The 12,084-nt window shown below is 32.1% G+C and carries 10 protein-coding genes and 1 tRNA gene; 6 read left to right on the forward strand and 5 right to left on the reverse strand.

Translation table 11 applies throughout. The features are described 5' to 3' along the window. Nucleotides 1-14 precede the first annotated feature (14 nt). The 3 genes from IUY40_RS07120 to IUY40_RS07130 form a co-directional block, all read right to left on the reverse strand. The gene (locus tag IUY40_RS07120; protein ID WP_195736171.1) at nucleotides 15-434 is read right to left on the reverse strand and encodes a hypothetical protein; all 420 of its coding nucleotides are present in this window, start codon (nucleotides 432-434) and stop codon (nucleotides 15-17) included. Between the two features lie 48 nt (nucleotides 435-482). Continuing rightward, nucleotides 483-1,088, reverse strand: coding sequence for an SMI1/KNR4 family protein (locus IUY40_RS07125; RefSeq protein WP_195736172.1), 606 nt, complete (start codon nucleotides 1,086-1,088; stop codon nucleotides 483-485). 313 nt (nucleotides 1,089-1,401) lie between these two features. Beyond that, nucleotides 1,402-1,479: transfer RNA gene (locus IUY40_RS07130), tRNA-Val, on the reverse strand. Nucleotides 1,480-1,680: 201 nt separating this feature from the next. Here IUY40_RS07130 and IUY40_RS07135 point away from each other — a divergent pair. Then, nucleotides 1,681-3,468, forward strand: a complete 1,788-nt coding sequence (locus tag IUY40_RS07135) for an ABC transporter transmembrane domain-containing protein (RefSeq protein WP_195736173.1) — start codon at nucleotides 1,681-1,683, stop codon at nucleotides 3,466-3,468. Between the two features lie 89 nt (nucleotides 3,469-3,557). On the opposite strand, the gene IUY40_RS07140 is transcribed toward IUY40_RS07135, so the two are convergent. After that, on the reverse strand, nucleotides 3,558-4,727 hold the full coding sequence (locus tag IUY40_RS07140) for a proline dehydrogenase family protein (RefSeq protein WP_195736174.1): 1,170 nt from the start codon (nucleotides 4,725-4,727) through the stop codon (nucleotides 3,558-3,560). Between the two features lie 94 nt (nucleotides 4,728-4,821). Between IUY40_RS07140 and aroB the strand changes: the two genes are divergently transcribed. The 5 genes from aroB (at nucleotide 4,822) to recQ (ending at nucleotide 11,252) form a co-directional block, all read left to right on the forward strand. Beyond that, nucleotides 4,822-5,889: a 3-dehydroquinate synthase gene (gene aroB, locus IUY40_RS07145; protein WP_195736175.1), complete on the forward strand. Its 1,068-nt coding sequence runs from the start codon at nucleotides 4,822-4,824 to the stop codon at nucleotides 5,887-5,889. A 291-nt stretch (nucleotides 5,890-6,180) separates the two neighbouring features. Next, nucleotides 6,181-7,584 (forward strand): arginine decarboxylase, encoded by a 1,404-nt coding sequence (locus IUY40_RS07150; RefSeq protein WP_195736176.1) that lies wholly within the window; start codon nucleotides 6,181-6,183, stop codon nucleotides 7,582-7,584. 98 nt (nucleotides 7,585-7,682) lie between these two features. Next, nucleotides 7,683-8,651 carry a deoxyhypusine synthase family protein gene (locus IUY40_RS07155; protein WP_195736177.1) on the forward strand — a complete coding sequence of 323 codons (969 nt, stop codon included), beginning with the start codon at nucleotides 7,683-7,685 and terminating at the stop codon, nucleotides 8,649-8,651. 9 nt (nucleotides 8,652-8,660) lie between these two features. Further along, on the forward strand, nucleotides 8,661-9,053 hold the full coding sequence (locus IUY40_RS07160) for a DNA primase (protein WP_195736178.1): 393 nt from the start codon (nucleotides 8,661-8,663) through the stop codon (nucleotides 9,051-9,053). A gap of 87 nt (nucleotides 9,054-9,140) precedes the next feature. Then, nucleotides 9,141-11,252 (forward strand): DNA helicase RecQ, encoded by a 2,112-nt coding sequence (gene recQ, locus IUY40_RS07165; protein WP_195736179.1) that lies wholly within the window; start codon nucleotides 9,141-9,143, stop codon nucleotides 11,250-11,252. A gap of 305 nt (nucleotides 11,253-11,557) precedes the next feature. Here the strand turns inward: recQ and IUY40_RS07170 are convergent, their stop codons facing one another. Continuing rightward, nucleotides 11,558-12,073: a DinB family protein gene (locus tag IUY40_RS07170; RefSeq protein ID WP_195736180.1), complete on the reverse strand. Its 516-nt coding sequence runs from the start codon at nucleotides 12,071-12,073 to the stop codon at nucleotides 11,558-11,560. Nucleotides 12,074-12,084: the final 11 nt, after the last annotated feature.

Genomic DNA, 12,084 nt, shown 5'->3' on the forward strand with positions numbered 1-12,084 from the left:
CCTATTTAGCTAGATTATTTTTTATATAACTCTTCAATCTTTTGATAATTCTCTTCAACAAAATATTGAAGATATTTTACTGCATCATCAAAATTTAATGCCTCATAATCATCAACAATCATTTTTTCAGACTCTCCAAATAAACCGAACAAAACTTTAACTTTTTTTGGACGATTATACCATATCGAGAATACAAGTTTTTTTTGTTCATCATACATAGCCGTTAAACAAAAGCTTCGTTCATTTTCAATACACTTAAAATCTAAAGAAGGACTATAATAAACTTCATTTTGATTAATCGATTCAGAAAGATTTAATTGCTGGGTCCAAGGATAATTTTCTGCTATTTTCAATACATCTTTTCCAGAAATTGTATTATTTCTGTATTCGATATTTTTTTTATCAGGATAGCAAATAGAATATTTAAATGTCATAGTTAGTTATATATAAATCAGATATTTTTTACTGGTGTTTTTTACTACTTATTCCGATACATCTTCATTGATAAAGTTGTATTTATTGTCTGTTAACTTTTTTAAATACTCTTCAAAACTGTCTGCAATTATACTAAACTCGTCTGGGTCGTGTACAAACCGTACGACTTGACCTATTTTTCCTTTCTCTGATGGACTAAAATCTATAAATAATTGTGAGGTTCCGCCATTGTTCATACAATCTGAAAAATGGAGCCACTTTAATGAGTCTGCTTTATTGGTAATTTTTTCGTCAATCTCTACTTCATCATATTTTCTTTCAATATAATCCGAATAACTTTTAATTGCTATATTTTGATTTTCTATAATCTCTTTGGATGATAATAAATAGTATGGGTATTCTTCAAGATCAGAGCCGAGAAAATAAAAAGTAATTTCTTCTCCTGCATATTCTCTCCAATACGTTCCATCAACATATTCAAGCAGGCTAATCAATGCATGGGGAATATCGGGATATATCTTTGTAAGTTTTTCAACATCTGCAGTTGTTAAGCCGTGTTTAATCTTTTCAAAATGCTCCCAAATTTCTTGTGCATTGTTGTTATAGTAAGCTTCTTTAAGCCCTTTTATATATTGTTCTGCTGTTGCATTCATTTTGCTAAATTTCTGTTTCACAAACTTTTATTCAAAGTACTTATAAAGATCTAAAAGATTATACAAAAACAAAGAGACCATAATAGTCTCTTTGTTTTTCTAATATAAACCTATGGGAGGCTTGTTTTTGTAATAATTTTTATCATTTTCAACTTGTGCCAATGCTTCCTATTTCATTACTCGAAGTTCACGAATGCGACTAATTTTTCGCCCTACATGATTGGTTAATAATCCCCAACTTGCGCGCATGATCCACAGAAACATAGAAAAATATAATGCATAAAAAAACTCCTAAATTTCTATAGGAGTTTATTGGTGGGCGATGAGGGGTTCGAACCCCCGACCCCCTCGGTGTAAACGAGGTGCTCTGAACCAGCTGAGCTAATCGCCCTATTTTACTAGGTTGCTATCATATCCTGATTGCGACTGCAAATATACAGCTAGAATTCGTATTAACAAGTACTTTTTTAAAATAAATTTAAAGTTTTTTTTACACACCTCTTTTACAACGCTTTAATTACATCACGAAATGGTATAATTCTTTTGTAATAACTTACTATAGTCATACATTTGTATTTATATATACTATACAATGGCAAGATTCAAAGAAAACGATTTACCCAAATCAAAAATAACCGCTACTTCACTCAATAAAGCAACAATAATATTTAAATACGCAGGAAACCACCAATGGAAATTTTATATTGGATTGGTTTTTTTACTCTTTACAGGAGCAACTGCACTCGCTTTCCCTAAGTTAATGGGAATGTTAATCGATTGTGTTAAGAACAAAGACAACTCCGAGGCTAATATGATTGCGTTAGGATTAGTCGTTATTCTTTTTTTACAATCTATCTTTTCCTTCTTTAGATTATCATTGTTTGTAAATTTTACCGAAAATACGTTGGCAAATCTTCGTTCGGCACTTTACAGTAATTTAGTTAAACTACCGATGTCTTTCTTCTCTCAAAAACGTGTAGGAGAATTAAATAGTCGAATTAGTGCTGATATTACTCAGATACAAGACACCTTAACATCCACAATTGCAGAATTCTTACGTCAGTTTATACTAATTATAGGAGGAGTTATTTTATTGGCTACCGAGAGTTTAAAGCTAACCCTATTAATGTTGTCTGTAGTTCCGCTTGTGGCAATTGCAGCAGTTATTTTCGGACGTTTCATTCGTAAATATTCTAAAAAAGTACAAGATCAGGTTGCCGAAAGTCAGGTAATTGTTGAAGAAACAATGCAAGGAATTAGTATTGTAAAAGCTTTTGCCAATGAATGGTACGAAATTGCACGTTATAACGGAAAAATTAGAGAAGTTGTAAAACTAGCTATCAAAGGAGGTAAATACCGTGGTTACTTTGCTTCGTTTATTATATTCTGTTTGTTTGGAGCCATCGTAGCCGTAGTTTGGTATGGCGTACGATTAAGTATTGCAGGCGAAATGAGCGTGGGACAATTAATTTCGTTTGTGCTCTACTCTACTTTTGTTGGAGCTTCTTTTGGTGGAATCGCCGAACTATATGCACAAATACAAAAAGCAATTGGAGCTACCGAGCGTGTTTTTGAATTATTAGATGAGCATCCTGAGAAAATAAACTCGCACCAAAATTCAACGATTATTGAAAAAATACAAGGAAATGTAACGTTCAAGAATGTACAATTCAGTTATCCGTCAAGAAAAGAAATTATGGTTCTAAAAGATGTTGATTTCACTGCCAAATTCGGTCAGAAAATTGCAATCGTAGGACCAAGTGGAGCAGGAAAATCGACAATCTCTTCTTTATTATTGCGTTTTTATGATATTGATGCTGGAGAAATCATTGTTGACGGAAAAAACATCTACGATTATGACTTAGAAAATCTAAGAGGAAACATGAGTATTGTTCCTCAAGATGTAATTTTGTTCGGAGGAACCATTAGAGAGAATATTGCCTACGGAAAACCAGATGCTACCGAAGAAGAAATTTTACTAGCAGCCAAACAAGCCAATGCTTTTAATTTTATCGAAGGATTCCCTGAAAAGTTTGACACCTTGGTTGGAGAAAGAGGAATTAAGCTTTCTGGCGGACAACGTCAGCGTATAGCTATAGCACGTGCCTTACTTAAAAACCCAAGTATTTTGATTCTTGACGAAGCAACATCATCATTAGATAGTGAAAGTGAAAAATTAGTACAGGAAGCATTAGAGATTTTGATGCAAGGAAGAACAAGTATTATTATTGCTCATCGCTTATCAACCATTCGTAGTGCCGATCAAATCTTAGTTCTTGATCATGGAATAATTTCTGAACAAGGAACACACCAAGAATTAATAGCTCTGGAAAACGGAACATATAAAAACTTAAGCAACTTACAATTTAGTAATTCTTAAATTTTAAAGATATTAAACTTAGAAAGTAAAGCCCATAAAAAAGCTCCAATGAAAATTGGAGCTTTTTTTATAATTACTAAAAACTGAAACTACTTCTCTTTTCTTCTCTTACGCTCAGTTTTTAAAAGCTCTAATTCTCTATTTGTTTGTCCAGCAACCGAAGTATTTTCTTCCGCTCGACGGATCAGGTAAGGCATAACATCTTTTACAGGACCAAACGGAAGGTATTTAGCAACATTGTATCCGTTTTCGGCTAGATTATAACTAATATTATCACTCATTCCATATAACTGGCCAAAACAAATTCTGTGATCGTTATTCTTAATCCCTCTTTCTTGCATTAATTGCATCAAAGTATAAGAACTGTTTTCGTTATGAGTTCCTGCAAAAACAGACATTGTATCTAAATGCTCTAACATATATAAAACTGCCGCATTGTAATTAATATCAGTAGCTTCTTTAGAAACACAGATTGGAGAAACATATTTTTTCTCTTCAGCTCTTTTATTTTCTTTTTCCATATAAGCACCACGAACTAATTTCATTCCTATAAAGAAACCTTCAGCTTTAGCTTGTTCATGTAATTTTTTTAAATAATCCAAACGATCCCAACGATACATTTGTAAAGTATTAAATACAATTGCTTTCTCTTTATTGTATTTACGCATCATTTCGGTAACTAAATCATCCGCAGCATCTTGCATCCAACTTTCTTCACCATCAATAAGTAAAGCTACATCGTTTTTATGTGCTTCCTTACATACAATATCAAAACGCTCTACTACTCTATTCCACTCTGTTTGTTCAGCAGGACTTAAAGTTTGTTTCTCACCTAATTTCTCATACAATTCAAAACGACCTAAACCAGTTGGCTTAAAAACGGCAAACGGAATAGCTTCGCGTTCTTTAGCAAACTCAATAGTTTTTAATGTCATTTTTAAAGCAGCATCAAATTGCTCCTCTTCTTCTTTCCCTTCTACTGAATAATCTAATACCGAACAAACACCTTTAGTGTACATTTTATCAACAACAGTAATACAATCATCCTCATTTACTCCACCACAAAAATGGTCAAAAACTGTGGCACGAATTAGTTTCTCTACTGGTAAATTTGCTTTTAAAGCAAAGTTAGTAACCGCTGTTCCGATACGAACTAAAGGTTGATTCGCAATCATTTTAAAAAGAAAATAAGCTCTATCAAGTTCTGTATCACTTTTTAACGAAAATGCAACTTGTGTGTTATTAAATATTTTTTCCATTATTAGGGATTTTTTTGTGCAAATATAGAGAGAGTTTGAATATTTTTCAGCTTAAAATAGCTTATTTTTGTGCTTTCAATTAACTACAGAAAACATGCAATCAATTCTCGCTAATAATTATCCTATTCATTTTAATCAAAATGCATACGAAGCTTTAAACAATCATTTAAAAGAAAACAAGTATTCTAATATATTCATTGTTGTAGATACTGATACAAATGAGTATTGCTTACCTAAATTTTTACCTTTATTAGAAACTGAACTTACTATAGAAATAATCGAGTTTGAGTCGGGTGAAATCAATAAAAATATTGAAACTTGCATCGAAATATGGAAAGTACTAACAGAACTTGGTGCCGACAGAAAAACATTAATTATTAATCTTGGCGGCGGCGTTGTTACCGATTTAGGTGGTTTTGTAGCTTCTACATTTAAGCGAGGAGTCGATTTTATACACATACCAACAACCTTATTATCTATGGTTGATGCTTCTGTAGGAGGTAAAAATGGTGTTGACTTAGGAAATCTTAAAAACCAGATTGGCGTTATCAATGTTCCTAAAATGGTATTAATTGATACGCAATACTTAGAAACTTTATCGCAAAGCGAAATGCGTTCTGGTCTTGCCGAAATGCTAAAACATGGATTAATTTACGATGCAGCCTATTGGGAAAAGTTTTTAGATTTAAAAGCTATCGATTTTGCAGATCTTGATGAATTAATATATCGTTCTGTAGAAATTAAAAATGAAATTGTAATGCAAGACCCTACCGAAAAACATATTCGTAAGGCTTTAAATTTCGGACATACATTAGGACATGCCATCGAAAGTTACTTTTTGGAGAATGAAAATAAGACAACATTACTACATGGTGAAGCAATTGCTATAGGAATGATACTCGAAAGTTATATCTCATGGCACAAAAACCTACTTACCAAGGAAGAATATTCTCATATAAAATTAGCCATAAAATCAATTTATGACGAAGTCATTATTGAAGAAAATGATATAGAACCAATCTTAGAATTGTTAATTCATGATAAGAAAAATGAATATGGCTTAATTCAGTTCGCATTGATTGAAGGAATTGGAAAAATAAAAATCAATCAATCAGTTGAAAATGAATTGATTCTTCAATCCTTTAAAGATTATAAATCTTAACTTATTATTTAATGGAAAAGCTTTGCTTTACGTATATAATATTTTTTACATTTGCATCGTGAAAAAAAATCAAAAACAAAAACAATTTAGTTCATACAGGAGCTACGCCAATACTTCATTCTTGAGGATATTGAACCGTTTTTATAACATAAAAGGAAACTTTTGTTTTGATCGCTTTCAATGTTCAAGAGCAGAGCACGAGAAACTACAAATCGTGTATGCAAATATTCGGGTTTGAATTTTAAATTATTTTATTGTTTACCACATTTAATTTAAAATACACCTATCTAAATGAATACAAAATATTCTGATTTAATCAATCAAACTTATTACTTTCCTCAAGAGGAATTTACTTTAAACAAAGACAACCTTCAATTTCACAACATCGATTTGATGAAATTAGTAGAGAAATATGGTACGCCATTAAAATTTACTTATTTACCTCAAATTTCTAATAATATCAACAAAGCAAAAAGTTGGTTTAGAAAATCGATGGAAAAGAATAAATACGAAGCAAAATACTATTACTGCTATTGTACTAAAAGTTCTCATTTTGAATTTATAATGAATGAAGCTTTCAAAAACAATATTCATATAGAAACTTCATCTGCGTTTGATATTAACATTGCAGAGAATTTATTAGAGAATGGCAAGATCAATAAAAACACCTACATTATCTGTAACGGCTTCAAAAGAGATCAATACGTTACAAATATTGCAAGACTTATAAATAATGGTCATAAAAATACCATTCCAATTATTGACAACTACGAAGAACTTGATTTACTTCAAGCAGAAATCAAAGGGAAATTTAAAATTGGAATCCGAATTGCAGCCGAAGAAGAGCCTAAATTTGAGTTCTATACTTCAAGATTAGGAATAGGATACAAAAACATTGTCCCTTTTTACAAAAAAGAGATTAAAGAGAATAAAAATTTAGAAGTGAAAATGTTACACTTCTTTATTAATACAGGAATAAACGACAATGCATATTACTGGAATGAATTAGTAAAATGTATTAAAGTATATGTAGCTTTAAAAAAGGAATGCCCTACTCTTGATGGCTTAAACATCGGTGGCGGATTCCCTATTAAAAACTCATTGGCTTTTGAGTATGATTACCAATATATGATTGATGAAATTATCAATCAAATAAAAATTGCTTGTGATGAAGCTGAAGTAGATGTCCCGAATATTTTTACTGAATTTGGTTCGTTTACTGTAGGTGAAAGTGGAGGTGCTATCTATCAGATTTTGTACCAAAAACAACAAAATGACAGAGAAAAATGGAATATGATTGACTCGTCTTTCATTACTACTTTACCCGACACATGGGCAATCAACAAACGATTTATTATGCTAGCCGTAAACCGGTGGAATGATACTTATGAAAGGGTTCTATTAGGCGGACTTACTTGTGATAGTGATGATTATTACAATTCTGAGCAAAATATGAATGCAATTTACTTACCTAAATACAATAAAGAGAAACCTTTATATATTGGTTTCTTCAATACAGGAGCATATCAAGAAACAATTGGAGGATATGGAGGATTACATCATTGTTTAATTCCACAACCTAAGCACATTTTAATTGATAGAGACGAAAATGGATTTTTGGCAACTGAAGTGTTTTCTCAAGAACAAACATCAGATGAAGTATTGAAGATACTAGGATACAGTAAAAAACAATAAAAAAAATCGCAAATTGCACCAACTATTTATAAATTTTATTAATTTGCACAATAACCTTTAAAGGTTTTTAACCTTTGAAACCATAAAAAAAAGAAAAAATGAAAGGACCAATTAGTCAGTTTATTGAGAAACATTATTTACACTTTAACTCTGCATCTTTAGTTGATGCCGCAAAAGCATACGAACAACAATTGGCTAATGGTGCCAAAATGATGGTAAGTATGGCAGGAGCAATGAGTACTGCCGAAATTGGAAAGATTTTTGCTGAAATAATTCGCCAGGATAAAGTTCAAATTATTTCTTGTACAGGAGCAAATCTTGAAGAAGATATCATGAACCTAGTAGCGCACTCTCACTACGAAAGAGTACCAAACTACCGTGACTTAACACCACAAGATGAGTGGGAATTATTAGAAAGAGGATTAAATAGAGTTACAGATACTTGTATCCCAGAACATGAAGCATTCCGTCGTTTGCAAAAACATATCTACAAAATATGGAAAGATGCAGATGATAAAGGAGAACGTTATTTCCCACATGAATTCATGTACAAAATGTTACTTTCAGGAGTTTTAGAAGAATATTACGAAATAGACTTAAAAGACAGCTGGATGTATGCTGCAGCTGAGAAAAATTTACCTATTATTGTACCGGGATGGGAAGATAGTACAATGGGAAATATTTTCGCTTCGTACGTAATCAAAGGAGATTTAAAAGCATCTACGATGAAATCTGGAATCGAATATATGGTTTTCCTGTCTGATTGGTACCCTAAAAATAGCACTAACGGAATTGGGTTTTTCCAAATTGGTGGTGGTATTGCTGGAGATTTCCCAATTTGCGTGGTACCAATGCTGTACCAAGATTTAGAAATGCATGATATCCCATTTTGGAGCTATTTTTGCCAAATTTCAGACTCTACAACTAGTTATGGTTCGTATTCTGGGGCTGTTCCTAATGAAAAAATCACTTGGGGTAAATTAGATATTAAAACTCCTAAGTTTATTATTGAGTCAGACGCTACCATTGTAGCGCCATTAATTTTTGCATATTTATTAGATTTATAGAATAATTTTATGAAAAGAGTAATAGTTGATTACGCTAAACTTACCAATGAAATTTTAAACTTACTAGTTGAGAAATTTCCTGATGGTTATGATGATTCGGATGTTATCCGTTTTAGAAATGCTAAAAACGAATTGATAGAAGCTGTTGAAGTACGCACAGAAGAAACTATTTATTTAGTAAAAATTAGTACTAAACTTGCTGATAGAATTGAAAATTACGACGAAGATGATGAAATCGATGCTGACGTTGATACAATCGAGCCTATAAAAGGTCTTGATTTAGAAGATGAAGCAGATGATGAAGACGAAGATGAGAATCTAGACAAACCTGATCTTGACGGAGATGATGAAGACAACGACGATAAAGACATCGCCGATGATGACGAAGACGATGAAGATTAATTAATCTGAATATTTCAAAATAAAAAAGGAACTCATCTATGAGTTCCTTTTTTATTTAGTAAATTACCTACAAAAAAACATGTACCGATGAATACTGCACTATTACATACCAAACTAAAGGAAAATTTTGGATTCGAAAAATTCAGACCAAACCAGGAAGATATAATAAATACAATACTTTCAGGTCAGGATACTTTAGCAATTATGCCAACTGGTGGAGGAAAATCAATATGTTTTCAGTTACCAGCCTTATTATTACCAGGAATAACAATAGTAATTTCTCCTCTTATCGCTTTGATGAAAGATCAAGTAGATAGTTTAAAAGCAAACGGAATTGCTGCTTGTTTTATAAATAGCAGCCAATCTGAGCAAGAACAGCAATTTTACATGGAAAGCTTAAAATCCAATACCATAAAATTGGTTTACATAGCTCCCGAAAGTTTATCATATCTTGATATTCTTTTTAATAAACTAACAATAAGCCTAATAGCAATAGACGAAGCACACTGTATCTCGGCTTGGGGACATGATTTTCGTCCTGCCTATACTAATCTAGGGTATCTAAAAAATCGCTTCCCTTCTACTCCAATCTTAGCACTAACTGCCACAGCAGATAAAGCAACAAGAACGGACATAAGTGAACAATTAAATTTAAACAATCCAAAAACAGTTGTTGCTTCTTTTGATAGAAAAAATTTAAGCCTTGAAGTTCGTCCTGCTCTCGACAGAGTAAAACAAATAATAGATTTTATTGAAACCAAACCCAATGAGTCTGGAATTGTATATTGTTTGAGCAGAAAAACAACCGAAGAACTAGCAGGCAAACTAAAGAAAAAAGGAATTAATGCAAAAGCATATCATGCAGGACTAGAAAGCAAACTGCGTTCCAAAACTCAAGATGATTTCATAAACGATGATTGTCAAGTAGTTTGTGCTACAATTGCCTTTGGAATGGGGATTGATAAATCTAACGTACGCTGGGTAATTCATTACAATTTACCCAAAAACATCGAAGGTTATTATCAAGAAATTGGAAGAGCTGGTCGTGATGGCCTACCTTCAGAGACAATTTTATTCGAAAGTTACAGTGACGTCATCCAATTGCAAAAATTTGCATCAGATGGATTAAACGCCGAAGTACAACTTGCAAAACTAGAGCGAATGAAGCAATATGCTGATGCTTTAAGCTGTCGCAGAAAAATATTACTTTCTTATTTTGGCGAATTAGTCAATGAAAATTGTGGTAACTGCGACATTTGTAAAAATCCTCCAACCTTTTTTGACGGAACTGTCATTGCACAAAAAGCACTATCTGCAATTACTCGTCTGCAAGAAAAAGAAACTTTACCTGTAATTGTTGATTTTCTTAAAGGTTCTAAAAATGCTCATATATATGAAAACGAATACCAGAATCTAAAAACTTATGGAATTGGAGCCGATATTTCATGGTATGATTGGAACCAATATTTAATCCAACTAATAAATTTAGGGTATTGCGAAATTGCATTTCATCAGCATAATAAAATCTTATTGACTCCTTTTGCAAAAAAAGTTTTATTCGAAGGCGAAAAAGTCAAGCTTACTACCGTAGTTAAGAAAACTATTGAAAAAGCCGAAACACAAGAAAAAACTACTAAAGCCAAACCAAATTCTCTTTTCGAAATACTGCGACAATTGCGATACAAAATTTCCAAAGAAGAAGAAGTTCCTGCGTACGTCATTTTTAGCGATGCAGTTTTAAGACAAATGGAACTATTACGACCTATGAGTGATGATGAACTTATAGCAATTGATGGCGTTGGAAAAGCTAAACTCGAAAAATATGGCTCCGATTTTATAAATGCAATAATCGAGTTTTTTAAAAATAAAAAAGCACCTAAAGCAAAATCTAAAAAAGAAAGCAGTACTTACAAAGTAACTCTTGAATTATTTCAGGAAGGAATTTCTATTGCAGATATTGCTGCTAAAAGAAAACTTGGTATTTCGACAATTGCATCACATTTGGCAAAATTATACATTGACGGACACGATATCAATTTATCAGATTATGTTTCTGACGCCGAAGTTCTCCAAATAAGACAAGCACAAGTAAAACTTGAAAATCCTGAAACACTAAAACCATATTATGATTTTTTTGAGGAGCAAATTTCTTATGATAAAATACGTTTGAGTCTAGCGATTATTGAGAAGAATTATTAAAACGTATCATAAATATTACGCAACCAAATCTTTGTCAAAGTTTTGATCTTTGACAAAGATAAAGCCAAATTGCAATTATCCTTCGTCTCCGCTCAGGAGGACAAAATTGATACTTTAATAACATTTTTTTTAGAAATTAAGATAGTCATTAGCCCTGATAGGAACGGCATCCTTTTTATTTTTTCTTTAAAAATAAAAAGATACAGTGTCCCGATAGCTATCGGAAGCAGGATTAGCTCCAAAAAAAATCCTGTGAATTTTTACACTTCACAGGATTTTTTAATTTAAATATCGCTTGCTAATATCTACAAATATCTTTCTTGAAAAACTTTTTGATGATGCTTTTGGTGTCCAATAATAACAAAACCTAAAGCACGAACTGACATCTGATTATTAGAAGCAGTACCAATTTTCTTAAGCTGCTCCTCTGACAAACTTTTATAGAACAATAAATTAGAATGCCTTACAGCAGATAATTCCGTTAATAAATCCTGAAGACCTCTTGCATTCGCATTAGTATTATCCACATAATCATTTTCTTCAAAACTAGCCAATGCCGTTTTATCATTTCTAGAGAACCGTAAAGCCCGATATGCAAAAATACGCTCTGTATCGATTATGTGCTGAATAATCTCTTTGATTGTCCATTTTCCTTCAGCATAACGATAATCAAATTTATCCATCGGAATATTTTGGACAAACTTTATGAAATCATGCAATGAAATCTCCAATTCTTCAATCAAATTTACATTTCCTGCTTCTTGAATATAAGTAACGAATCCACCTGAATATTCATTTTCTAATAATTGTGATGTCAACATAATAATCAAAT

The organism is Flavobacterium sp. ALJ2 (genome assembly GCF_015594725.1).
Lineage (GTDB): Bacteria > Bacteroidota > Bacteroidia > Flavobacteriales > Flavobacteriaceae > Flavobacterium.